The organism is Hominibacterium faecale (assembly GCF_020734085.1).
GTDB lineage: Bacteria > Bacillota > Clostridia > Peptostreptococcales > Anaerovoracaceae > Hominibacterium > Hominibacterium faecale.
On the sequence record NZ_JAJAGH010000005.1, the window covers coordinates 436,043 to 461,158 of the forward strand.

Here is a 25,116-nt window from a genome sequence, read left to right on the forward strand (position 1 = left end):
CCTATGAAACATGTTAATACAAAAAAAATGACAGCGCTGGCGCTTGCTTTTCTTTTGATCCTGTCCTTATCCTCATGCGGCGGCGATCCTTCCGATGACGGAAGTGATGTCAATACGATCAACGTGACCATGAGTATTCTTTATCCGGAAAGCCAACAAAAGGAGAACTTGATAGACTATAGTATGCAGATTCAGGAGGATGCTACCGTAATGCAGATTCTAGAGTCCTATTCCAACCAGGAGGGTGTCAATATCGAGGTTAACACCTCCGATGCAGATGCCCCTTATGTGACTTCCATCAATGATGTGAATGCAGACGGCACAAGCCAGTGGGTTTGTGAAATGAACGGAAAGAAAAAAATAACCAAGGAAATCTCAGAATACGAAGTGAAAGACGGCGATAAAATCGTGTGGAAATACGAAGCACCATAAAAAATCGACAAAAAGTAACAAATTCTTAAATAAAATTAATATTTTTTGAATTTCTTCATAATCCCATCACAAAACATGGCTATAATTGAAAATGTAGATAGGGACATAGAAACATTGTTTCTATGCGAACTTTCCTTCTTTTATTGAATACACACAATACACACTTGTAAAACACCTTGGTCCCCCCAGGGTGTTTTACTTTTTTGGAAAAAGGAATTATTTGGTCAACCCATAACTTGCCGGAATTAAGTTTTGGGTAAATTTTTTAAAAAAAGTGAAATCTCTTTTCGCTTTTTTCCCGAACCCCCACACCCTATCCTCAAACCGCAACCGCCCCGCAGCAAAAACAACACAGGAGACTTCATATGATTTATTTTTTACAGGGCCTGACAATGGGACTGGCCTATGTAGCCCCCATTGGCCTGCAAAATCTTTTCGTCATCAATACGGCCTTGACGCAAACAAGAAGCCGTACATACATAACGGCTTTCATCATCATTTTCTTCGATATTACATTAGCCCTAGCCTGTTTTTTTGGAGTAGGCGCTATCATGCAGCATTCCCGCCTGCTGTCCCTGATCGTCCTTCTGATCGGCAGCATCATCGTTATTTACTTTGGAATCAGTCTGCTCAGAAGTAAAGATTCTATGGAAAAAGGACGGGATGTGGATATCCCCATACCAAAAGTCATTACAGCGGCCTGCGTCGTTACCTGGTTCAATCCACAAGCCCTGATTGATGGAAGTATGATGCTTGGAGCCTTCAAAGCTACCCTCCCCTCTGACCAATCAGCTGCGTTTATAATTGGTGTGGCCTGTGCTTCATGCTGCTGGTTCTTAGGTTTATCCACTGTCATCACCTGTTTCAGCGCCAAGATTACGCCCAAAGTCCTGAGAGTGATCAATTTGATCTGCGGAGCAGTCATTATCTTTTATGGGGTCAAGCTGGGCATCTCTTTTGTACAGCTTTTTTGGCAATTTTTTTAATTATTGGTTGACAAAAACAGCCCGAACCGATAAGATGAATATAGAAATAAAAGGGAGTAGCCGGCGCCGACAGGCGTTTACGACATCGTCAATCCCGATGAGGCCATCGCCTTATCCGGTTCGTAATGAAACAGCAAGACTTTTATTGCATGGTTTATATGCAGTAAAAGTCTTTTTTGATTGTATATATTCCCTGCAAGATCTGCAAAATAAGGTGGAGAAAGGAATTTATATGCAAGACTATTATAAAATGACAGGCCAGCAGGTCCGGGAGGCTGTCAACGGAACGGCAGAGCCGCTGAGCGACAGCCAGGTTCAGGCCAATGTTGAAAAATTCGGACCCAACGAACTGGCGGAAGAAAAGAAAAAATCAATTCTTCGTATTTTTCTGGAGCAATTTAAAGATTTTCTGGTCATCATCCTGATTGCGGCGGCCATTATTTCCGGAGCCCTCAACGATCTGGAAAGTGCGCTGGTTATTCTGGTCGTAATTACCATAAACGCAATTTTGGGAACCGTTCAGACCGTAAAGGCTGAGCAATCGCTCACTGCGTTAAAGGCCATGTCCGCGCCGGAAGCCAAGGTTCTCCGGGGCGGACGCGTGGTCCAAATTCCCTCCCGTGAAGTCACGGTAGGCGATCAGATTTTTCTGGAAGCCGGTGATTTCGTACCAGCTGATGGAAGATTGCTGGAAAACGCAGGCCTGAAAATAGATGAAAGTGCCCTGACAGGGGAGAGCCTGGGCGTGGAAAAAGATCTCGCGCCAATCGAGAAAGAAGCGGCATTGGGAGACCGGATCAACATGGTTTATTCTGGCAGCTTTGTCACTTACGGCCGAGGCTCCTTCCTTGTCACTTCAATTGGTATGGAGACCGAGGTGGGCAAGATTGCCACTCTGCTCAAGACCACATCAGAGAAAAAGACCCCGCTTCAAATCAATCTGGATAATTTCGGGAAAAAGCTTTCGATTTTAATTCTGATCTTTTGCGCAATCCTGTTCGGCCTCAGCGTTTATCGGGGAGAATCGGCGGGCAACGCTTTTCTCTTTGCGGTTGCTCTGGCTGTAGCCGCCATACCGGAAGCCCTCAGCTCCATCGTTACCATCGTCTTATCCTTTGGCACGCAAAAGATGGCCAAAGAACATGCCATAATACGAAAGCTGCAAGCCGTGGAAGGGCTGGGCAGCGTTTCGGTCATCTGTTCGGATAAAACAGGAACTTTGACCCAGAATAAAATGACTGTGGAAGATTATTACGTGGAAGGCCGGCGGATTCCGGCAGCGGAAATCGATACCGACGATCCGGCGCAGATGCAGCTTCTTGTTCACAGCGTGCTCTGCAATGACTCCACGATAGATGAAGAGAAAGAAATCGGCGATCCGACGGAGACCGCGCTCATTCATATTGCTTCCAAGGTGGGAAAAGATTATGCGGCCATACGGTCGGATTCCCCCCGCTTCAGCGAAATTCCCTTTGACAGCGACCGCAAGCTGATGTCCACATGCCATCAATTAGAAGGTAAATCACTCATGGTTACCAAGGGAGCCGTAGACGTTCTGCTCAAACGGATTTCCCATATTCAAGAGCATGGCAAGAGCCGGAGTGTTACTGACCAGGACCGCAGTGCGATCGAAGAACAGAATATGGAATTTTCACGAAACGGCCTGCGGGTGCTGGCCTTCGCATATAAAGAAGTGGCGGAAAACTTTGAGCCGGGGACTGAGGATGAAACAGACCTTACCTTCCTAGGCTTGATTGCGATGATGGATCCGCCGCGGGAAGAATCCATGGCTGCCGTAGCAGAATGTATTGACGCCGGTATCAAACCAGTGATGATTACAGGGGACCACAAGATAACGGCTGCTGCCATTGCAAAGCGGATCGGCATTTTGAAAGATGATTCCGAAGCTTGCGAGGGGGCTGCCATCGACCATATGTCCGACGAAGAGCTGAAGAGCTATGTCGAGAAAATTTCTGTTTATGCACGGGTTTCGCCGGAGCACAAAATCCGCATAGTCCGTGCCTGGCAGGAGAAGGGCAACATTGTAGCCATGACCGGAGACGGTGTCAACGACGCTCCGGCGCTCAAGCAGGCCGATATCGGCGTTGCCATGGGCATTACGGGCAGCGAAGTTTCCAAGGATGCGGCTTCCATGGTCCTGACCGATGATAATTTTGCCACCATTGTGAAAGCAGTGGAAAACGGCCGGAACATTTATCAGAATATCAAACATTCGATCCAGTTCCTGTTGTCCGGCAATTTTGGGGCGATTTTGGCAGTTTTGTATGCTTCCATCGCAGCTCTGCCGGTACCCTTTGCACCGGTCCATCTGCTGTTCATCAATCTGCTGACCGATAGCCTTCCGGCGATCGCTCTGGGGCTGGAACCTCATACCAAGGATTTGATGAAGGAAAAGCCGCGGCCTTCCAACGAATCGATTCTGACCAAATCCTTCCTGACTAGAATCGGCGCCGGCGGACTGTCCATTGGCATTACCACAATGATCGCCTTTCTGATCGGCTTCCACGGTGTATTTACTGCTGCCGGTCAGGGCAGCGCTCTGCTGGGCAGCACCATGGCCTTCGGTACTTTATGCACAGCCAGATTATTTCATGGGTTTAACTGCAAATCCAACAAACCGGTGGTCTTTACCTCCAAGGTATTCAATAACGTTTATCTCATCGCCGCCTTTTTCATCGGTCTCATACTCATCACCGCAGTATTGACCATTCCAGGGCTGCATGAAATCTTTAAGGTTCAGACACTGGTCCTGCCTCAGCTGTTCACCGTATACGGGCTGGCCTTTATCAATATTCCGGTCATCCAGCTGTTCAAGCTGATAAAGATAAAAAACTAAGGGGTTTTATATAAGCACTACAAAAAGATCCGGCATGGCTGCTGCCTTCCGGATCTTTTTTGCTGTCGCGTATGCTTACTAGCGTGTCAGCTCAATGGTTCCTGTGGCTGCTTTTTCAATAAAGGCCAGATCGTGTTCCACCATCAGCATGGTCGGCTGCGCAGCCAGAATCAGTTCTTCAATCTGCATTCTAGAAAAGAGATCGATATAATTAAAGGGTTCATCCCAGATATACAGATGAGCGCTCTGGCATAAGCTTCTGGCCAGCATGACTTTTTTCTTTTGCCCCCGGCTGAACACTTCCATGGGTTTGTCAAACTGTTCTTTGGAAAAATCCATCTTGTTGAGAATGGCCTTAAACCGGCTTTCGTCGATTTTCCACATGCGGGCATATTCCCTCAGAGTTCCTGTCAGCAACCCGGTTTCCTGAGGAACATAGGATATCATCAGCCTGCTGCCAATGTGCAGTTCCCCGGTATAATCCAGGGGTTCCCCTGTGATCAGCTTGAGGATACTGGTTTTTCCGCTGCCGTTGGGCCCTGTCAGAAGAATTCGCTCTCCCTGACGGATCTGTGCTGTTACTGGACCGCACACCGGCTGGTTCTGGTAGTATATGGTTAGGTCATTCATCGTTATTAGGCTTTGAGTATGATATTGCAACGGTTCCAGTTTGAGAGAAAAGGTTTTTTCCACATCTATAAGTAGGGTTTTCTGTTTCTGAATCGCTTTGTCTTTTCTGCTTTCAGCAGCTTTCGAGCGCTTCATCATCTTAGCGGCCTGATGCCCAATATAGCCTTTATCCGGCTTTAATCCAGATACTTTGTGCCCTTTTTTCGTTTTCTCAATTTTGTCCGACCATCCGGCCGTTTGGCGGGCAGCCTTTTCCAATTTATTAATCTCACGCACCTGCTTCTCATGCTCATCCCGCTCATAGGCATCCCGCTTTTGACGGTTCTCATACCAGGACGAAAAATTCCCTTTTTGAATCTCAATCGTTGCCCGATTAATGGCAAGAATATGGTCCGTACAAGCGTCCAGTAAGGTCCGATCATGGGAGACGAGAATGAAGCCCTGTTTTTTATTCAAATATGCGCCCACCTGCCTCCGGGCTTGAATATCCAAATGGTCCGTCGGCTCGTCAATTAAGAGAAAACAATTTTCCCGCGCGAAGAGCACCGCCAGCATAACCCGGGTTTTTTCGCCTCCGGACAAGGTCTGAATCGGCCGGTAAAGCAGTTCCTCTTCCGTTCCCATGAGGGAAAGCTCCCGCTGAACTTTCCATAACGGCACGCCTTCCGGAATCAGTTCCATGGCCATCCAAGTGTCCTCCTTGATCTCCATCGGAAAGTAAGCAAAATTTCCATCCGACGAAATCGTTCCGCTGTACGGGTATTCTCCCATCAGCAGTTTGAGAAGGGTCGTTTTTCCCTTCCCATTTCTTCCCACAAGTCCCAGCTTCCATGTGCTGTCCATGCGCAGGGATACCTGATGAAAGATCGTATCATCGCTGCCTTCGTAGGCAAACGTTAAGTTTGAAAGATTGATCAGTGACATGCTGCACCACCTCCTGTATGCAAAAAATCCGCAGGAAAGTCAATTCCTGCAGATCATAACAGCCATGCAGCGCCGCCGAATGGGCGGGCAGACACAGAGAGGCGGCACACCTTAACATTGGCGTTCCGCGCATATTATGAAAATGCGTTCAGATGGTAACTTTCCTGCTTACAGGCATAACAAAACAAGCACTGTCTCATTATGCATTCTAATGTTAGCAAGAAAAATTACGCATCTTTTCACCTCAATTCTTTTTTGTTACCAAAAGGCATTGTAACACACGCCGCCGATTTGGTCAACGATTTGCGTCTCTTTCTTTCAACAGATCCTTTGCCGCCGGAAGTCCATAGGCGGGGTCTGCCGCAAAGACGGCCCTTTTAATGGCCTCCGCAGTCACCTGGGCTGCCAGAGTTCCCACCCCGTTAATATCCGCCGTCACATCGCCTGTTGACAAAGCGTAGATGGTATCGCCATCCGCTTCCGTGTGGACCGGCCGAATGGCTCTGGCGTATCCATTCTGTGCCATGGCCGCAATTTTGTTCATCTGCCCTTTGTTGAACCTGGCGTTGGTGATCACAGCGCCGATGGTGGTGTTGCCGGTGAAGAGATCTTTCACTTGACCGCACTGCTTATACATTTCTTCTTCCGTAGAAAGGAAGCCGTCTTTCTCCTGGTTGAGCAGGCCCGCGATCTGCTGTCCAGTCCGGTAATCAAAGATATCCCCCAGGGCGTTGACTGCCACAATGGCTCCGATCTTCAACTCACCCAGCTGCACCGCATAGCTGCCGATCCCGCTCTTCATCATAAATTCCGTGCCTTTGTATTTGCCGACTGTAGCGCCGGTACCCGCGCCGTAGTTGCCATCCTGATAACTGCCGCTGCAGGCTCTGTATGCCATCGCCTTATCGGGACGAACCCGTTTGCTTACCAGCTGCAGATCAAAGAGACAGGAACAGCAGACCAGAGGCACCTTGGCAACGCCTGTGTCCACGCCCACATTCTTTTGCTCCAGGTATTCCATGACGCCCCCTGCCGCATCCAATCCAAAGGCGCTGCCTCCGCTGAGCAGTATGGCATGGATCTTATCGGCGGCAGCAACCGGGTTAAGCAGCTCGGATTCCCTGCTGGCCGGGCCGCCGCCCCGCACGTCGATTCCTGCCGGCGCTCCCTTCTCACATAAGATCACAGTGCATCCAGTGGCATTTTCCCGGTCCTCTGCGCTTCCAATTTTTATATCTTCAATGTCTATAATTGATATTTCTTTCAAATTCATTCTCCTCGCATAGCTCCTTCCAGCTCACCTCTCCGCAGGAGTTCCAGTTTCATTTCCTGGTAGCCCCTCCCGTAGGCCACCAAATTCATCCCCGCGATACTGGCTGCGAAATTATTCATAATCTCTTCCTCCACAGTTGGATAATGCAGCTTGGGGAGTAATTTGGTGAGAGCACCCAGCATAACCATGTTGATGACAAACGGTTTTCCCATTTCCTCAGCGATTTGCGTAGCACGGACTCGGTAATAGGATGGATTGTCTGCATCCACCAGGGTGCTGTTGATCAATACGATAGCATCCGGTTTGACCGTGCCAATATAACGGTCGAATCCCATTTGATTAAAAGCGATGAACACATCCGCCCGGTCAACTTTCATGTAATCAATATTTTCATCCGATATCACCACTTCCGCCTTGCAGGCGCCGCCTCTTGCTTCTGGCCCGTAGCTTTGGGTCTGGGAAATATTGTAATCCTCTCCAAGTCCGTAGGCCTTGGCCAGCAGTACCGACGAAAGGATGACTCCCTGACCTCCCGCTCCTGCAAATCGCACATTGAGTCTCATGTATCCGCCTCCTCTTCCACATTGATCGCTCCATCCGGGCAGAGCCGCTCGCACATCCGGCAAAGGATGCAGTTTTCCGCTCCCAAAATATCCGGCATATTGGTGCCGTAATTGTTCCGCTTCTTAGAATGGATAAAAATTTTCTTGGGGCATACTGTCAGGCAAATATCGCATCCTTTGCAGCAAGCCTTATCCACTGTGATCATAGCCATGGCTCTATCCTCTCTTTATACCCTGGGAGATCAGCTTCTTGTTCACCTTCTGTATGTACTCCTCAGCGTTTTTATCATATTTCAGTGTGCCGATGGGGATCTTCCCCTCTGCGATTTCCTTTCCTTCTTTATATGAATCGGTTTTTTCTCTATAATATTTCAAGATTTTGGCCGGCTCTTTCTCTCCATAAACGCCCTTTCCGGCCTGCACCGGACATTGGCAGAGAACCTCGATGAAGGAAAATCCGCAGTGTTCCATTCCCTCGCGGATCGCTTTAGCCAGCTGCACCGGATGGGCGGTGGTCCACCTGGCTACGTAACTGGCGCCCATGGTCATTGCCAGCTTGCAGCCGTCGATGGGCTCGTCGATGCTGCCGAAAGGCGTCGTTTTGGTGATGGAGCCTTTGGGTGTGGAGGGGGATTTCTGGCCGCCGGTCATGCCATAGATATAGTTATTGGCCATAACCACGGTCAAATCGATATTCCTGGCTGACGCATGGAGTAAATGATTGCCGCCGATGGCCAGGCAGTCCCCGTCGCCGGTGAACACGAGAATTTTTTTGTCCGGCTGGGCCAGTTTGAGCCCCTGGGCAAAGGCCAGGGCCCTGCCGTGCATGGTATGCATGACATCCAGCTTATAATAGCAGGGAATCCAGGATGAGCAGCCGATTCCGCTGACACAGGCCACTTCCTCCTTGATTCCCAGCTTGTCAATGGCATCGATGGCTGCATACTGGATGATGCCATTGCCGCAGCCGGGGCAAAAAAGGGTGGGCAGCAATTCGGTTTTAATATACTTTTTATACAACTTATTCATGGACCCCCGCCTCCTTTAAAATTTCATCTAAAATTTCATGGGGCGTATGAATGTCGCCGCCGCTCTTGGGCATGGATATGACATGCTTATCTTTTAAAGCCCGTTCCACTTCCTGGCAATACTTACCCACATTCATTTCCGGCACGATGACCAGTTCCGTGTTTCGGGCCGCCCGCTTCAGCTCTTCTTCCGGGAACGGCCACAAAGTGTTGACTTTGACCAGCCCCACCTTAAGATGACTGTAATCAGTACGCATGGTGGCCGGCACACCCCGTTTGACCAAATCTCTAAATACCCGCAGCTTAGGCAGGATGCGCTCATCCTTAATTCCCCTGGCCAATTTAACCGCATCGGCCGCCGGCCGCGCTACCGATCCATAGGCGACGATGGCGATATCGGCGTCCTCCATACAGTAAGTTCGGATATCGGCGATTCGATCAGCGTTGTCCTGTATTTTTTTATTAATATTGCGGATGAATTGTCCGCTCTTCTCAGCCACGTGGCCGATCCTGCGTCCCCATTCATCGTGGAGCTGGCCTTCAACCAGAGAGTTCTGCCCTTGGAAAAAATCGGCGTGGGGCGAAACCACGTAGGTTCCTTTTCCGGTCTTAATATTCTTTGAGCCGTCGTGAATGGTAATCTTTTCTCTCATGTGCCCGACCACTTCATCGGACAGTAGGATAACGGGAGTGCGGAACTGTTCCGCCAGTTCAAAAGCCCGCACAGTAAAATCGTACATTTCCTGCACAGAAGAAGGGGAAAGGGCGATGATGCCATAGTCCCCATGGCTGCCGTATCTGGCCTGATAAACATCCTCCTGGGAGGATAAGGTGGGCTGTCCGGTGGAGGGTCCTCCCCGCTGTACGTTGACGATCACAATGGGCGTCTCGGTCACAGCCGCATAGCCGATGGCCTCCTGCATCAAGGTATATCCCGGACCGGAAGTCGCGGTCATGGCTTTTTTGCCGCCCCATCTGGCGCCAATGATTGCGCATGCGGATCCGATTTCATCCTCCATCTGAATGAAGGCCCCTCCTGCCTTCTGCATTTCTGAGGACATCAGTTCTATAATTTCTGTGGAAGGGGTGATGGGGTAGCCGGCAAAAAACCGGCATCCCGCATAGAGAGCTCCCTTTGCGCAGGCTTCATTTCCCTGCAGTACAACTTTTTTTGGATCGCTGGCGTTTAGTTCCATAACAAACCTCATTTCGCCTTTCAGATATCAGGGACGGCTCCGCTCCGTCATGGCAGAGCAGGTTCTTTTACTACTATATCACAGCAAATGGTTTTCAATAACCTGTACGTCCGGTTTAAAGTCCTCAATCTGTAAATAATATTCGGCCGCGTCGAAAAGAGCCTGCATTGGAGTGAGTCCGATCAGCTCCGTTCCAATAACAGCGACGCCATAGCGGGCCGCTTCCGCTTTGACCAGTTCATTGACCCGATACAGGGGGGTCACTGTGAAATCGGTCATGTTGATGGATACCTGGGCGATGTTTCTGTCCTCCAGCATTACGCCCATGGCCTTTACACAATCCAGACCACCGCCGGATTTGCGGATGATCTTGGCGATTCTGCTGGCAATTTCCAGATTATCGGTTCCCAGATTGATGTTGTAGGCGATGAGCGGCGGCCTTGCTCCTACGCAAACGGCTCCGCCGGTGGGATGAATCCTCTGGCCGCCGAAATCCGGGATCCAATCCGGGTCCTTGACCTTCTCGGCCATGCCCTCGAACTGTCCTTTGCGGACCTTGGCCAGATTCTCCCTGTGGGGCGCGGCAGCTGACCGCTCATATAAAAATACTGGAAGATCCGCCTCTTCAGCAATCCGTTTTCCCACTTTCTGAGAAAGGGCCACGCAGTCCTCCATCGTCGCTTCTTTTATGGGGATGAAGGGCATCACGTCAACGCATCCCATGCGTGGGTGTTCACCGGTGTGTTTGGTCAGATCGATCAGTTCCACTGCTTTTTTCGCCAGTTTGACGCTGGCCTCTTCACACGCCTGGGGGCTTCCCATATAGGTTATGACGCTGCGGTTATGGCTGGGATCGGATGAATAATCCAGCAGGGTGCATCCCGGTGTGCTGCGGATCTGGTCCACACACGCTTCGATGACTGCCTGGTCTCTTCCTTCGCTGATGTTTGGTACGCTTTCGATAATCTTTGCCATTGTTTTCCTCTCCTTTTTATAACTGGTTTAAAATTTCATCATACAGCTCTCTTGCCATGGTCTGGGCATCGTCGTAGATCGTTTGTCCGCCCTTTTCGAAGGCTGCCGCCTTATCCTCGTCCTTGACCCCCGGCAGATTGATTTTCACGTTGAGCCAGGCTCCCTTGATCGCCGCCATCAGGTTTAGGATGGAAACACCCAGGTCGCTGGCCGCGTTGGGGTTGGATCTGCCCACCATGGTTTTTGCCAGCATCATACCCTCATACGCATATTGCATGACATTGTAAGGCACTTCGGTGGCCGCCAGGGTTGCATCGGCAATGGCCTTGCTTCTGGCCGCTTTTTCTTCCGGCGTAGTTTTGGGCATTTTGAAGGCGTTGGAAACCAGGTTAAAAGCATCCGTATCCTTGTCAATGGCAGCGGTCAGCTCTCGATACAGCTCACTGCCTCTGCGTTTGGCCGTCTGGCAGACATCCTGGTACTTAGCGTATTTTTCTTTGCCGATGGTCAAATCGGCGACCATCATGAACAGGCCCACTGCCTGGGCTCCGGCAAGGGCGCTGACCGATCCGCCTCCCGGCGCCGGTGCGTCCGATTTGAGTACATCCAGATATTCGCTGACTTTTAAGTCGATTAATTTCATCATACCAATTCTCCTTTTTTAATTACTTGCAGGGCCATGTTGGAACCGAAGCGGTAGCAGAGCATTTCCATGTCAGGCGCATCCCAAATAACCAGGTCGGCCTGTTTGCCCGCTTCCAGGGTTCCCACCTGACTGCCCCTCCCGATGGCGCAGGCCGGATTGATGGTCACTGCTGTCAGAATCTCCTCCGGTGTCATCTTGTATCTCAAGTATCCCAGATTCATTGCCAGCTGAAGGTTGAGGGACGGACAGGAACCCGGGTTAAAGTCGGAGGCGATGGCTACTGGAATTTCTCTTTGGATCAGCTCTCTGGCCGGCGCATAGCTTTTTCCCAGGTAAAAAGAGGTCGCGGGCAGGAGCATGGCTGTCGTCTTTGCCGCGGCCATGGCTTCCATTCCTTTTTCCCCGATGGCGATCAAATGCTCGGCAGAAATGGCTTCCATCTGTCCGGCCAGCTGGGATCCGCCGATCTCTTCGATTTCATCGGCATGGATTTTCAGGCCCAGTCCGTTCTCCCGGGCGCACCTTAGATACCTGCGGCTCTGCTTTACGTCAAAGACCGAATCCTCGCAGAACACATCGCAGAATTCGGCCAGGCCGTGTTCCTTTACATAAGGAATCATTTCCCTGCACAAAAGGTCGATATAAGCATCGCCCCGTCCTTCATATTCCGGAGGCACCGCATGGGCTCCCATGAAGGTGGCAACTAAGTCCACCGGATGGGAGTCATTCAGCTCCCGGATCACCTGGAGCATCTTGACTTCCGTATCCAGATCCAGGCCGTAGCCGCTCTTGGCTTCGCAAGTGGTCACGCCCAGGCTCAGCATCTCATCCAAAAATCCTCTGCTCTTTTGATACAGTTCGTCTTTGGAAGCTTCTCTGGTTTTCTGAACCGTATCGAGTATTCCGCCTCCGGCGCGGAGGATATCCAGATACCCAGCCCCCTTCAGCTTGAGTGGTATCTCTGCCTGGCGGTATCCGCCGAACACCAGATGGGTGTGGCCTTCCACCAGGCCGGGGGTCACCAGATTGCCCTGGGCATCGATGACCACATCCGCCTCTTCCTGGGGCAGGGTCCCATTTGATGTAATCTCCTTGATCCGGTCGTCTTCAATCAAGACTGCCGCCTGATCCAGCTTTTGGTTCTCACCCTGCTTTGCTCCGTAATGGCTGCAGCTCCCCAGAGGGGTTTGCAGCCGCCCGATATTTTTTATCAATAGTTTGCTCATAAATGTCTCCTAATTGTCTCTTTTGCCTGGATCGGTGTGTTTGATGTGGCCCGCCAGCCCATAAAATTTACACGAATTCCACCAAAAATTTCCCATCTTCATTACGGTAAACCAAAAAGTGGTGGCAGCGCCGTACTTCATGGTAAAAATAGTATAGCACGCCGACCAATTGCTACGGCGCTGCCGAGAGCGATTTCTAAAATTGTCGAATTGATAAAAATACTATACATATTTCTTCACAACTCCGTTCACCAGCTGATCATCAGCGATATAGGGGATGGTGATATGGCCGCTGCCGCCATAATTTTCGTTGTATGCGACGGATGTTTCCAGAGCGTGCTGGTTTCTGGCCCAGTTTCTCCTGGCAACGCCGCCCATGACATCCCACATCATCGCCGAACGGATGATTTCATCCACGCGCTCGCTGCCGTCCAGAACCAGGCCGAATCCGCCGTTAATGGCCTTGCCGATTCCTACGCCGCCGCCGTTATGGAGCGCGCACAGGCTCATTCCCCTGGCCGCATTTCCGGCAAAGCACTGGACTGCCATATCCGCCATGACGTTGCTCCCGTCTTTAATGTTGGCCGTTTCCCGGAACGGGGAGTCTGTGCCGCTTACATCGTGATGGTCTCTGCCCAGCATGACCGGTCCAATTTTTCCTTCCCGCACCAACTGATTGAAACGAAGGGCAATCCTGGTCCTTCCTTCCGCGTCCTGATAGAGGATCCTGGCCTGGGTTCCAACCACCAGCTTATTGGCTTTGGCATCGCGGATCCAAACCCAGTTGTCCCGATCCTGGAACCGTCTATTGGGGTCGATGCAGTCCATGGCCGCTTGGTCGGTGGCATCCAAGTCCTCCGGTTTTCCCGACAGGCACACCCACCGGAACGGTCCGTATCCGTAGTCGAAGAGCATGGGGCCCATGATATCTTCCACATAGGACGGCCAGATAAACCCATCCTTTTCATCGTGTCCGTTCTTGGAGATTTCCTTTACGCCGGAATCATAGATGGCTTTCATGAAGGAGTTTCCGTAGTCAAAGAAATACGTTCCCTTTTGGGTCAGAGCCTTGATTGCGCGGAAATGTCTGTGGAGCGATGCATCTACTTTTCCGCAGAAAGCCTGTCTGTCCTCATGGAGCAATTGGGTTCTCTCTTCAAAAGTCAGCCCTGCGGGACAGTATCCGCCGTTATAAACATTATGACAGGAAGTCTGGTCGGAGAGAAGATCTATTTTGAAGTTTTTTTCAACAGCGGCTTCCAGCAGATCGACAATATTGCCGTGATAGGCGATGGAGATGCTTTCTTTGGCTGCCAGCTTTTCTGCGGCCAGCTGGAAAACTTGGGAAAGATCATCCAGAATCACATCCACCCAGCCCTGGTCATAGCGGGTCTGAATCCTGGAACGATCCACTTCGGCGAAGATGCCCACGGCCCTGGCAATGTTGGCTGCTTTAGGCTGAGCGCCGCTCATGCCGCCCAGACCAGATGATACGAATAGATGACCGGTCAAATCGCCTTGTTCCGGGACCCCCAGATATTTTCGCCCTGCGTTGAGGATGGTGTTGAAGGTGCCGTGAACGATGCCCTGGGGGCCAATGTACATCCAGCCTCCGGCTGTCATTTGCCCATAATTAGCCACGCCCATCTCTTCGGCAATCTCCCAGTCGTCCAGATTATCAAACATACCCACCATCAGGGAGTTGGTGAGTATGACCCGGGGCGCCGTGGGCTTTGAAGGGAACAGTCCCAGCGGATGTCCCGATTCCACCACCAGAGTCTGGTTTTCCGTCAGTTCCTCCAGATACTTTTTAATCAATCGGTATTGGAGCCAATTCTGACATGGCTGTCCGGTTTCACCGTAAGTAACCAGCTCATAGGGATACAATGCGATTTCAAAGTCCAGGTTATTGTCAATCATCACCTGAAAGGCTTTTCCTTCCAAACAGTTTCCTTTGTATTCATGGATGGGCTTTCCGTAAATTCGTCCCTGAGGCCGGTAGCGATAGGCGTAAATTCTGCCGTAGGTCACCAGCTCCTCCATGAATTCCGGCGCCAGGGTTTCATGGAGCTCTTCGGGCACGTAACGAAGGGCGTTTTTCAGCGCCAGCCTGGCCTGCTGCTCGGTCAGGCGAAAACCTCTGTCCGGCGCTCTTCGCCTTCCCTCTTCAAATTCGGGATATTCGGGCAAGGTATTGTCCAGTTTGATCGTCATTGCACCTGCAATGGTTTTATTATCCAACATAATTTCCTCCTATCTTATCTCAACGGCCCGGTTATCCGTTCCGCCGCTTCTGCGATTTCATTCTTCTTGATCATTTCATCGAATTTGACCAGCTCATCGTGCATGATCACATCCCGGTCCACAGGATCGACTGTTTTTCGTATGTGATCGTAAACGCTTCTTGTGGCCGGGGCCAGGCCGGCAATCCCCCGCTCGCCCCTCAGCCAGATGCCCTGGGAAGCGGCGAAGAGTTCGATCCCAAGCACCTTCTGTGCATTGTCCAGTATCATGGCCGCCGTCCTTGCGGCAGTGGTGCCCATACTCACGTGGTCCTCCTGATTGCCTGAGGAAGGGATCGAATCCACGCATGCGGGATGGGCGTATATTTTATTTTCGGAAACCATGGACGCTGCTGCATACTGAGCGATCATGAACCCGGAGCATACGCCGCCATGCTTGGTCAAGAAGGGTGCCAGCCCTTCGGACAGCTGGGGATTGATCAAGCGTTCGCTGCGCCGTTCGGAAACGCTGGCAAATTCCGATATGGCCATTTTCAGAAAATCAAAGGCGAGGGCCATGGGCTGTCCGTGGAAGTTTCCTCCTGATATAACCTCGTCCTCATCGGGGAAAATCAGCGGATTGTCGGTGACCGCGTTGATCTCTCTGGTCACTGCTTCGTATACATACTCGATGGCGTCGCGGGATGCTCCGTGGATTTGAGGCACGCATCGAAGCGAGTAAGGATCCTGAACCTTATTGGGGTTCACGTCCTTTGCGTTGCGGCTGCCTTCAAGAAGCGTTAGCAAGTTGGCCGCCGAGTCCTGCTGGCCCTGGTGCCCCCTGACCTGATGCACTTTGGGATCATATGCTTTTTTAATTCCCCTCAGGGCTTCCGCAGTCATGGCGGCGGCGATATCGGCTGTTCTGGCGAGGTTCTGCGCATCCCAAAGCACGTTGATGCCAATGGCGGTCATCACCTGGGTGCCATTGATCAAAGCCAGGCCTTCCTTGGCTGCCAGCTCTACCGGCTGTATGCCCGCCAGTTTCATCGCTTCTCTGCCGGGCAGAATCTGTCCCTGGTATTCCGCCTGGCCCTCGCCGATCAAAGTCAGCACCATGTGGGACAATGGCGCAAGGTCTCCGCTGGCGCCCAGCGAACCTTTTTCCGGAATCTGCGGGTGAACGCCTTGATTGAGCATGGAAAGAAGCGTATCCAAGGTCTGAGGCCGAATCCCCGAGTTACCCCTTGCAAGGGCGTTGCAGCGCAGCAGCATTACGGCCCGCACTGCTTCTTTGGGCAGCATATCTCCCATTGCGCAAGTATGGCTGATAATGAGATTTCTCTGCAAATCGGCGGTCTCTTCTTTTGAAATCAAGGTATCGGAAAACTTTCCGAAACCAGTGGTCAGGCCGTAGATCACCGCCCCCTCTTCCAATTTTTTGTCCACGTAGTCCCGGGCCTTTTTTACCGCTGCCCTGGCCTCCAGGGAAAGCTCTACCGGTTCTCCTTTTCGCGCTACGCGGATCACTTCATCAACCGTCAAATTTTGTCCATCAATTACGATTGCCATAGTTTTTCTCCAATCTAATGTCCGTTTTAATTTTTACAAATTATTATAAATAAATATTCATAACCAATTTGTACAACATTTTCGATCATTTTTTCCTTTTCCAGCCTCATTATCCAAAGGCCTCAGCCTTTTCGCTGCGACTGCTTTTTCAGTCATTGGTAAGTATAGTATAATAAAAAAGCCGATTTTTTTCTACTGTTTTTTTAAGAATCCTTTGTATTTGTATGTTTTTAATTTGCGCAAATTACCGGCAGGTCTATAGCAAACTTGTTGTTTTCTTATATTATTGCGTTAAAACATTATCCCTTTACAGTGAATAATTATTAAAGTCAGACAATTCAGGAATTGTCTTTGGCCGCGGAGCAGCTTCTACGCAGACCTTGGGCATCCCTTGTACAAGCTGTAGCCTTGACTTTCAGTGATCCTCAGGCTTGGTTGAATCCAACAAGGTCCACAGTTGACATCCTCATCGGCTTCCTTTAAACTGTAAGATGCAGGCTGGGACGGGGAAGCGGCCTGACGATTTGTATGGCACAGTAACTTTAGCAGCGAGCGCAAAGAGGCTGTTGCATTAAAGCTAATTTGGCGCACGCAGTCGCCCCATGTCTGGGATTACACCATTTTTTTATTTTTTAATAATTTCGTGTAGAATTACAACGTTTCCAAGGGCTAAATTGTGTCAAAATCCTTGAAAATTTATTTTTCTTGAGATTTCAGGCCCGAAAGCCCACAAAATTTATACTAATTTCATTAAAAATATCCCGTTTCCATTACGGTAAACCATAAATCAAAAGCACTTACGCTCCGCCAACGCGGCCGCCCCAAATCAATCCGGGGCAGAACTGGAGGAAATCGCCCATGACCGTGAAAGAATACGTTCTAAAAGCACTGGAAGAAAACAAAGGAAACTGCCTTTCCGGAGAAGCTCTGGCAGAAGAAATCGGAGTCTCCCGGGCAGCGGTGCACAAAGCCATAAAAGCGCTTCGGGAAGAAGGTTATGATATCGAAGCAGTAACTAACAGAGGGTACAGCCTGTCCGCCAGCAGCGACATGCTTTCCGCCCAGGGCATCGCCGCCCATCTGGCGCCTCCTTATAGGGATCTGCCGCTGCATGTATTTAAGACTGTGGATTCTACCAACAATGTGGCGAAAAAACTGGCTGTCGACGGCGCGGCCCACGGTACCGCGGTTCTTGCTTTTCATCAGAGCAGCGGCAAAGGGCGGCTGGGCCGCACCTTTATTTCACCTGCAAACACTGGCATCTATATGAGCGTCCTCTTAAAGCCGCTCTTTGATATGAGCAAATCGGTCCTCATCACCACAGCCGCTTCCGTTGCCGTCGTGAGAGCCATTGAAAAAGTCTGCGGCCTTGCTCCCCAAATCAAATGGGTTAACGATATTTATGTCAACGGAAAAAAAATATGCGGCATTCTGACCGAGGCGATCACTGGCTTTGAAACAGGACAGATCGAATATTTGATTGTCGGCATCGGCATCAACTGCAGCACCAAGGAGTTTCCTGAGGATTTGCTGGAAATTGCAGGTGCTTTAGAAGGGGCCTTTTCGAAAAACCAGCTGGCAGCAGAAGTGCTCAACCAGCTCCTGCCCCTTATGGATCATATGGAGGATCGCTCCTTTATCGATGACTACAAGAGCCATTCCATGGTCATCGGAAAGACCGTTACCGTCTATAAAGGGGGGTATTCCCCGAAAACGTCCGGAAAGCAGGCGCGGGTTCTTAATATCGACCAAAATGGAGGGCTGGAAGTTCTCTATTCCTCCGGAGAGCGGGAAACCCTGTCTACCGGGGAAATCTCCATTCGAATGTGAGGAATCATACATGGAAAAATACTCGAAAACAGCCAACTTGATGCTCTGCGCGCTCTTTGCCGCTTTAACCGCGGTTTGTTCCTTTATTTCGATTCCCCTGCCGTTCACACCAGTGCCTGTCAATTTGGCCACACTGGCCGTTTTTCTGGCAGGCGGACTGCTGGGATACAAATATGGCACCATCAGTCAGCTGGTCTATATCGTTCTCGGCGCTGCCGGCATCCCTGTTTTTCATAATTTTACAGGAGGCGTGGGGATTCTCGCCGGTCCCACAGGCGGATACATCATCGGCTATGCAGCCGCAGCTTTTTTGGCGGGAGCTGTCATCCACCTGGCGAAAAAAAAGGATTCTTTCCTGACCCTGGCAGGCGCCATGCTCGTCGGCCTGGCATCCTGTTATTTGCTGGGAACCATTTGGTTTATGGTGTCCAGCGGTTCAGGACTTTTTGTCTCCCTTGCCGCCTGCGTCATCCCTTTCCTCCCCGGTGACGGGCTGAAAATTGTCGCAGCTTGTCTTTTGATAAAAAAGCTCAGGCCTGTTCTTGCCAGGTCATTTGTGTTAAAATAAACTCATCTAAGAGAGGTGGGTATTTGGTGAGAAAACGAATAATAGCAGTTGCTGCTTTTGTTATCTTGGCAGGAGCGGGGCTTTTTTTGGTTCCCGGAATGCTGGGGGCTGCTTCTGATGATTCTGTTCCCGCGGAACAGCAAAGCAGCGCCGCAAAAATTTTAAAATCAATGACGCTGGAAGAAAAGGTGGGTCAGATGTTCCTTGTCTGCGTTTCAAGCAGTACGGCCAGCAAGGATGACATTGCCGCTTACCATCCGGGCGGCTACCTTTTTTTCGCGGACTTTTTCAAAAGCCGTGACTGGGATTCAGCCAAGGAGGCGATCGCTTCTTATCAGAAAGCGTCTGCGATCCCCATGCTGATGGCCGTGGATGAAGAAGGCGGAACGGTGGTGAGGGTGAGCAAGTTTCCGGCTTATAGGCCAGCCCCCTTTGATGCGCCGGGAGATGTATATAAAAGAGGCGGATTGGAAGGGCTCCGCGCAGATGCCAGGGAAAAATCAGACCTGCTGCTTTCTCTGGGGATTAACGTGAACCTGGCTCCGGTATGCGATATGACCGAGGATAAGGAGGACTTCATCTATCCCCGCACATTGGGCCAGGACAAAGGTAAGACTGCCGATTATGTGTCGGCGGTGGTCGAGGAGATGAATGCTAAAAAAATAGGCTCTGCTCTGAAACATTTTCCAGGGTATGGCGGAAACGCGGATACCCATACAGGAATTGCTGTGGACCATCGTTCCTATGAAGCCTTTGTCTCCGGGGATTTTTTGCCTTTTGAGGCGGGAATCGCCGCCGGAGCCCCCTGCGTACTCATGAGCCATAACATTGTCTCATGTATGGACGCGGACAAACCGGCATCCCTGTCCCAAAACGTGCATAACATCCTGAGAAAGGAATTGGCTTTTGATAAGGTGATCCTGACCGATGATCTGAGCATGGAAGGCGTACAGGGATATTGCGGCGGAGATAATATTGCCGTGGCTGCGGTGAACGCCGGCAACGATCTTCTTTGTACGGCTGACTATAAGGAGCAAATCCCTGCCGTCTGCCAGGCAGTGAAAAGCGACAAAATTTCAATGGAGCAAATCGATCAGTCGGTTCTCCGGGTCCTGCAATGGAAAGAGGACCTGGGCTTACTGGATGACATATAATGTGGACAGGAGGGTCGCACAGTGGAAAAAAAGCAAATTGTAATAGGCTACGAAGATTTTCGGGAGTTGATTGAAAAAGGATACTATTATGTAGATAAAAGTCACATGATTAAGGAACTGTTGGACCGTACTGATAAGGTGAACCTGTTCACACGACCCAGACGATTTGGAAAAACATTGAACCTTAGTATGCTTCGCCGTTTTTTTGAATTTGAAATGGACGAGGATGGAGAGAAAATAGATAATAGGAACCTATTTGAAGGTCTTAAAATCAGCTCCTGCGGGCAAACCTATTTGTCCCATCAACAGCAATACCCAGTCATAAACCTATCCCTTAAATCTGCAAAGCAACCAAATTATAGTTTAGCATACACCATGTTAAAAAGAGAAATTGCGGCGGAATATGATCGGCATCGTTATGTACTGAGCTGCCAAAAGCTAACGGAAAAAGAAAAGGATCAATATCAAGGAATCATGGGCTTGGGAGAAGATCCGGCGCTTTATATTGATTCCCTTAAATTTTTATCCGCTTGTCTCTCAAAGTACCATAGCGAGAATGTAATCATCCTGATCGATGAATATGACGTTCCGTTAGAAAACGCATGGGCTTCAGGTTTCTATGAAGAGATGATTACATTTATTCGCTCCCTATTTGAGTCTGCTCTGAAGACGAACCCTCACCTGGAATTCGCAGTGATTACCGGATGCCTGCGCATAAGCAGGGAAAGCATTTTTACTGGCTTAAATAATTTGGCAATACACTCCATCTTAAGCCCTGGCTATACAGACGCTTTTGGATTCACGGAGAATGAGGTAAAACGGATGCTTACCTATTATGAACTAGAGGATAAATATCCGGAAGTGCAAAGCTGGTATGATGGCTTTCGATTTGGTCAACAAGAAATCTATAATCCCTGGAGCATTATCAACTATGTGCAGGCTGCCACCATAGACCATGAATCCTTTCCAAAGGCATATTGGTCCAACACATCATCAAATAGTATCATTCGGGAACTAGTTGATGATGCGGACCTGGAGACAAAAGCAGAGATTGAGTCTCTAATTTCAGGCAATACGATTGAAAAACCAGTACACGAAGACATTACTTATGGGGAAATACATAAGTCAAAGGATAATCTCTGGAATTTCTTGTATTTTACCGGCTACTTGAAAAAAATAGATGAGCGTAAGGATGGAAGAAAAATATATCTTACATTGGCAATCCCAAACGAAGAAATCATATCCATTTACGAAGATACGATTCTGGCTTGGTTTGATGAAAAAGTTCAACAGACTGATTTATCCACTTTTTTTACTGCAATCGAGTCAGGCGACTGCAAAACCTTTGGCCGTATCCTTTCCGGATTATTACTGGAGACGATTAGTTTCTACGACTATACAGAAAATTATTACCATGGGTTTCTGGCCGGGCTGCTCAAGACTTCAAAAGAATATCGAGTTTATTCCAACCGGGAAAGTGGCACTGGGCGGCCAGACTTGATCATGAAGACACCTACGGTCAGGGATGGAACAGCCGTAATTTTTGAACTAAAAGTGACAGATGAATATCATAAGATGGACGAACTGTGTCATGCCGCGCTCAAACAAATTGCGGACCGGGATTATGCGGCAGCATTAAGAGCCGAAGGATATCAAGAGATCAAGAAGTATGGTATATGTTTCTATCGAAAAGAGTGTTTGGTGGTAAAAGAGTAAATACCATCTAAATAACTACACGCGAGACCTGGATTTTAAATCCGGTTCTTTTCAGAAAAGCTTTAACAATGAGATGGGAAAGTTCCAACTGGCTGTTGGGTGCTTGAATCCTACACTTATATATTAGGAGGAGTGATTGTAAATGATCAAATATTGTCCTGCGTGCTACACAGAATTTGAAACAGAAGATCTCGTCTGCCCCCAGTGCGGAACCAGGCTGGAAGATCCTTATACAGAGGATGAAGCAGATGAAATGCTGGAATTATTGTTGAACGAAATACGGGCATAGGCTGCCGGGGCGGCCTATGCTTGCAGCTGGGTTCTAGAAAAAGCACCTCAAGTCAGCGAGGCGCCGGATCCCGGAAAACTTCTGCGAAATTTTGCATTTTTTTCGCAAAGTTGTGGGGTTGCGGGGCCTGATCCCGGCAACTTGGCGGCCCAAGGAGCCTCCAGGCGAATTTGAAAGCGCCTGACCGTTGAAAACTGCGTAAATTTCACATTATTTTTTTGTTTTTTTCCCACATTCTCATCCCCTAAACTTTTTAACCCGCACATTCCCAATCCAAAAAACCATCCCCCTATACAAACAAACTCAAATATCGTTCCCCTGTGTCAGGAAGAAGGATAACGATGTTTTTCCCTGCGTTTTCAGTCCTCTGTGCCAACACCAAGCCTGCCTTTAATGCGGCTCCTGAAGAAATTCCCACAAAGAGGCCTTCTGTCAGAGCCAGCTCTTTCATCGTCTCAAAAGCATCCTCATCAGTCACTGTGATAATCTCGTCGTAGATGGAAGTATCCAGCACTTGGGGCACAAAATTGGCGCCGATGCCTTGGATTTTATGAGGACCCGCCTTCCCCTCCGATAACAGCGGCGAAGAGGCCGGTTCCACGGCAACCACTTTGATCTGGGGATTCTTTTCCTTGAGAAATTTTCCTGTGCCGGTAATGGTTCCGCCTGTGCCCACGGCAGATACAAAGATGTCTGTCTTGCCATCGGTGCCTTTCCAAATCTCCGGTCCCGTGGTTTTATAATGGATTTCCCAGTTGGCTGGATTGACGAATTGACCGGCGATCATGCTGCCGGGAATCTCTTTTTTCAGCTCCTCAGCTTTTTCCACAGCCCCCTGCATCCCCAGGGCCGCATCCGTCAGAACCAGTTCCGCCCCATAAGCCTTGAGCAGATTGCGCCGTTCCATGCTCATGCTTTCCGGCATGGTCATAATGGCCCGATAGCCCCTGGCCGCAGCCACCATCGCGATCCCCACTCCGGTGTTCCCGCTGGTGGGCTCAATGATCGTCCCGCCCGGCTTCAGCCGCCCTTCCTGCTCAGCTTCCAGGATCATATTGTAACCCACCCGGTCCTTCGCGCTTCCGCCGGGATTAAAATACTCCAGCTTGGCAATGAGAGCCGAGCCCGCACCCGTTTTCTTCTCATAGCGGTTCAGCCTCAACAGAGGCGTTTTTCCGATCAGATCAGCAATATTATTTTTAATTTCCATAACATCCTCCTAAAACGCTTCATACCTAACAATCTCACTCTTTTCCAGGGTCAGGGTGTACCCATGTCCAGGATCGGGGATCCACTTGAAAAAATGCTCCCTTTGCCCGGGAAAACACACATCCATAATCGTAGCAATGGTTCCTCCGTGGCAGACCATGACCGAAACGGCATCCCCTCCGCTGTGTCTGACCGACAGCTCCTTCAGCTGATGTTTTCCATGGAGAATCCGCAGACCTTCCTTGATTCTCATGGAAAACCCGGCGATGCTCTCTCCGCCGGGACTGGCCGCGCTGCCGCTTTTGTCGCTGATCCACTCCACATATTCGGGCACTTCCTTCAAGTCCTCATAGCTTTTCATCTCAAAATCGCCAAAGCCCATTTCCTTCAGCTCCGGGATCACCTCGTGCTCCCGATCCCCATAAATGAGCGCCAGCGTCTGCTCAGTTCGCTTGAGCCCGGTCGTATAAAAATCCCCTTCGTCCGCCTGAGGATAAATTTCCTCTTTCACCAGCTTTTTCAGCTCCGCAACACCTTCATCCGCCAGGGGAATATCCGACGCGCCGTAATAGAGCCGCCTTTGATTCCCCTCGGTGATCCCATGCCTGATTAAATGTATCTGTGATTTCATAATTCCCCTCTTCATTTTAATGTTTGTCCCAGCCCGCAGAAAACACGGGTAACGCTGTCCGCTTCTTTTGCCAGGTAAATCATGGTCCTTCCCGTCATTTCCCGCAGCGCCCGAAGCTCCCGGTCAATCGGCACCACGCCTTGAGAAAGATCAGTGCAGATCACCGTCTTTGCACGCAGCTGGTCGATGTGCTCCCGCAGGTAATCCGCCGCTTCCACGCCCGCCCGAAGGCAGGCCAGCACAAAATCCTCCAGACCGTATATAGTATCCTTGGAAAAGTCCAGCTCAGCCCGTTTTTCATCGCATATATAAATTTCTTTTACAGAAAAGTTTTCTTTCGCATAATCAAGTTTCCCCTGATATGCTCCGCCAAATACAAAATTCATATCAAATCACTGCCAGCGAAATCACTGCCGCAAGTTCGCTCCAAACCAGTGCAAACCCGGCAATATCGCCGTTCATTCCTCCTAACTGCCGCCTTGCATAGGCGCCGCTTAAAATGGATGCGCAAAATTCCGCAGCCGTCAAGGCGGCGAAGGTGTAAAAGAGCCCCGGGCCTCCCTCTGGATTCAGCTCCGCTTCCAGCAGCCCGCCGCCGATTAAAAGCAGCGCCGCCAGGAGCCAAATCAGGCTGACTGCCCATTTAAACCTCCGTCCTTTGGAAGAAGCAAAGATCTTTTGATACTGGCTAGTGGACAAAGGCTGGTGGACGATGACCGCTCTTGCGGACATGGTTCTTGCGAGAACAGGAATTAGGATCAGGCTCCACATAATATGAGGGTTTTCCCGTTCCAGCGCCGAACTCATGGATGCATAAAACAGCAGAAACAGTAAAATTGCCGTGATAACCGCAAATGCTCCCACATGGGAATCCTTAAGAATTCGGCGCCGTTCTTCCAGAGCTCTCCTGGAGAGGATGGCGTCGTTGCAATCCATAAATCCATCCAGATGGATGAAACCGCTGACGACAAAGGGATATGCCGTCAATAGGGCGGCCGCCAGCGGCCTGGGAATACCCGCCGCATCAACCAGCAAAAACAATCCATACCACAGGATGCCCATGATAAGCCCGACCACCGGGAACATGACCAGCATATGGGGCCTTGCCTTTTCATCCCACTTTTTGCAGGGGCAGGGGATGGCGCAGAAATTCCCCCAAGCCATAAAAAAACCAGTTATTGCTTTCATT

Annotated in this window: 23 protein-coding genes; 8 read left to right on the forward strand and 15 right to left on the reverse strand. The window is 50.0% G+C overall.

What is annotated here, in order from left to right; translation table 11 throughout:
• Positions 1-3: 3 nt before the first annotated feature.
• The 3 genes from LG211_RS07190 to LG211_RS07200 all read left to right on the forward strand — a co-directional run bounded on the left by LG211_RS07190 (position 4) and on the right by LG211_RS07200 (position 4,275).
• Complete coding sequence (locus tag LG211_RS07190; RefSeq protein WP_148398766.1) at positions 4-432, forward strand: DUF4430 domain-containing protein; 429 nt, start codon at positions 4-6, stop codon at positions 430-432.
• 365 nt (positions 433-797) lie between these two features.
• Positions 798-1,418, forward strand: coding sequence for a LysE/ArgO family amino acid transporter (locus LG211_RS07195; RefSeq protein WP_269477242.1), 621 nt, complete (start codon positions 798-800; stop codon positions 1,416-1,418).
• A gap of 232 nt (positions 1,419-1,650) precedes the next feature.
• The gene (locus tag LG211_RS07200) at positions 1,651-4,275 is read left to right on the forward strand and encodes a cation-translocating P-type ATPase (RefSeq protein WP_269477243.1); all 2,625 of its coding nucleotides are present in this window, start codon (positions 1,651-1,653) and stop codon (positions 4,273-4,275) included.
• A 78-nt stretch (positions 4,276-4,353) separates the two neighbouring features.
• Here LG211_RS07200 and abc-f read toward each other — a convergent pair whose 3' ends face one another.
• The 11 genes from abc-f to hutH all read right to left on the reverse strand — a co-directional run bounded on the left by abc-f (position 4,354) and on the right by hutH (position 16,530).
• Positions 4,354-5,829: a ribosomal protection-like ABC-F family protein gene (gene abc-f / locus LG211_RS07205; protein WP_269477244.1), complete on the reverse strand. Its 1,476-nt coding sequence runs from the start codon at positions 5,827-5,829 to the stop codon at positions 4,354-4,356.
• 295 nt (positions 5,830-6,124) lie between these two features.
• Entirely contained in the window at positions 6,125-7,102 is a 978-nt protein-coding gene (locus LG211_RS07210; protein WP_465250784.1) for a P1 family peptidase, read from the reverse strand.
• Positions 7,099-7,665, reverse strand: a complete 567-nt coding sequence (locus LG211_RS07215; protein WP_148398346.1) for a 2-oxoacid:acceptor oxidoreductase family protein — start codon at positions 7,663-7,665, stop codon at positions 7,099-7,101. Before LG211_RS07215 ends, LG211_RS07210 begins: the two co-directional genes overlap by 4 nt.
• Complete coding sequence (locus LG211_RS07220; protein WP_148398344.1) at positions 7,662-7,877, reverse strand: 4Fe-4S dicluster domain-containing protein; 216 nt, start codon at positions 7,875-7,877, stop codon at positions 7,662-7,664. The genes LG211_RS07215 and LG211_RS07220 overlap by 4 nt, the downstream gene beginning before the upstream one ends.
• A gap of 4 nt (positions 7,878-7,881) precedes the next feature.
• A complete protein-coding gene (locus LG211_RS07225) occupies positions 7,882-8,694 on the reverse strand; it encodes a thiamine pyrophosphate-dependent enzyme (RefSeq protein ID WP_148398342.1) in 813 nt (270 codons plus the stop codon).
• Positions 8,687-9,889, reverse strand: coding sequence for a 2-oxoacid:acceptor oxidoreductase subunit alpha (locus tag LG211_RS07230; protein WP_148398340.1), 1,203 nt, complete (start codon positions 9,887-9,889; stop codon positions 8,687-8,689). Before LG211_RS07230 ends, LG211_RS07225 begins: the two co-directional genes overlap by 8 nt.
• Before the next feature lie 78 nt (positions 9,890-9,967).
• Positions 9,968-10,864, reverse strand: coding sequence for a glutamate formimidoyltransferase (gene ftcD, locus LG211_RS07235; protein WP_269477246.1), 897 nt, complete (start codon positions 10,862-10,864; stop codon positions 9,968-9,970).
• A 16-nt stretch (positions 10,865-10,880) separates the two neighbouring features.
• Complete coding sequence (locus LG211_RS07240) at positions 10,881-11,510, reverse strand: cyclodeaminase/cyclohydrolase family protein (protein WP_253020602.1); 630 nt, start codon at positions 11,508-11,510, stop codon at positions 10,881-10,883.
• Entirely contained in the window at positions 11,507-12,736 is a 1,230-nt protein-coding gene (gene hutI / locus LG211_RS07245; RefSeq protein ID WP_148398334.1) for an imidazolonepropionase, read from the reverse strand. Before hutI ends, LG211_RS07240 begins: the two co-directional genes overlap by 4 nt.
• A 222-nt stretch (positions 12,737-12,958) precedes the next feature.
• On the reverse strand, positions 12,959-14,980 hold the full coding sequence (locus LG211_RS07250; RefSeq protein WP_148398332.1) for a urocanate hydratase: 2,022 nt from the start codon (positions 14,978-14,980) through the stop codon (positions 12,959-12,961).
• Between the two features lie 14 nt (positions 14,981-14,994).
• Complete coding sequence (hutH, locus tag LG211_RS07255; RefSeq protein WP_269477247.1) at positions 14,995-16,530, reverse strand: histidine ammonia-lyase; 1,536 nt, start codon at positions 16,528-16,530, stop codon at positions 14,995-14,997.
• Between the two features lie 858 nt (positions 16,531-17,388).
• Here hutH and LG211_RS07260 point away from each other — a divergent pair.
• From LG211_RS07260 to LG211_RS07280, 5 genes are all read left to right on the forward strand, one after another.
• Positions 17,389-18,360, forward strand: a complete 972-nt coding sequence (locus LG211_RS07260; RefSeq protein WP_148398328.1) for a biotin--[acetyl-CoA-carboxylase] ligase — start codon at positions 17,389-17,391, stop codon at positions 18,358-18,360.
• A 10-nt stretch (positions 18,361-18,370) separates the two neighbouring features.
• The gene (locus tag LG211_RS07265; RefSeq protein WP_269477248.1) at positions 18,371-18,928 is read left to right on the forward strand and encodes a biotin transporter BioY; all 558 of its coding nucleotides are present in this window, start codon (positions 18,371-18,373) and stop codon (positions 18,926-18,928) included.
• 26 nt (positions 18,929-18,954) lie between these two features.
• On the forward strand, positions 18,955-20,082 hold the full coding sequence (locus tag LG211_RS07270) for a glycoside hydrolase family 3 N-terminal domain-containing protein (RefSeq protein ID WP_269477249.1): 1,128 nt from the start codon (positions 18,955-18,957) through the stop codon (positions 20,080-20,082).
• A gap of 21 nt (positions 20,083-20,103) precedes the next feature.
• Positions 20,104-21,798: an AAA family ATPase gene (locus tag LG211_RS07275; protein ID WP_269477250.1), complete on the forward strand. Its 1,695-nt coding sequence runs from the start codon at positions 20,104-20,106 to the stop codon at positions 21,796-21,798.
• A 142-nt stretch (positions 21,799-21,940) separates the two neighbouring features.
• Complete coding sequence (locus LG211_RS07280) at positions 21,941-22,087, forward strand: hypothetical protein (protein ID WP_269477251.1); 147 nt, start codon at positions 21,941-21,943, stop codon at positions 22,085-22,087.
• 289 nt (positions 22,088-22,376) lie between these two features.
• Here the strand turns inward: LG211_RS07280 and cysK are convergent, their stop codons facing one another.
• Genes cysK through LG211_RS07300 form a run of 4 tightly spaced genes read right to left on the reverse strand, consistent with a single transcriptional unit; the run spans position 22,377 to position 25,115 of the window.
• A complete protein-coding gene (gene cysK, locus LG211_RS07285; protein WP_269477252.1) occupies positions 22,377-23,297 on the reverse strand; it encodes a cysteine synthase A in 921 nt (306 codons plus the stop codon).
• 9 nt (positions 23,298-23,306) lie between these two features.
• The gene (locus tag LG211_RS07290) at positions 23,307-23,927 is read right to left on the reverse strand and encodes a histidine phosphatase family protein (RefSeq protein ID WP_269477253.1); all 621 of its coding nucleotides are present in this window, start codon (positions 23,925-23,927) and stop codon (positions 23,307-23,309) included.
• A gap of 11 nt (positions 23,928-23,938) precedes the next feature.
• Positions 23,939-24,313 carry a hypothetical protein gene (locus tag LG211_RS07295; RefSeq protein ID WP_148398317.1) on the reverse strand — a complete coding sequence of 125 codons (375 nt, stop codon included), beginning with the start codon at positions 24,311-24,313 and terminating at the stop codon, positions 23,939-23,941.
• Between the two features lies 1 nt (position 24,314).
• Positions 24,315-25,115: an adenosylcobinamide-GDP ribazoletransferase gene (locus tag LG211_RS07300; RefSeq protein WP_269477254.1), complete on the reverse strand. Its 801-nt coding sequence runs from the start codon at positions 25,113-25,115 to the stop codon at positions 24,315-24,317.
• Between the last annotated feature and the right edge of the window lies 1 nt (position 25,116).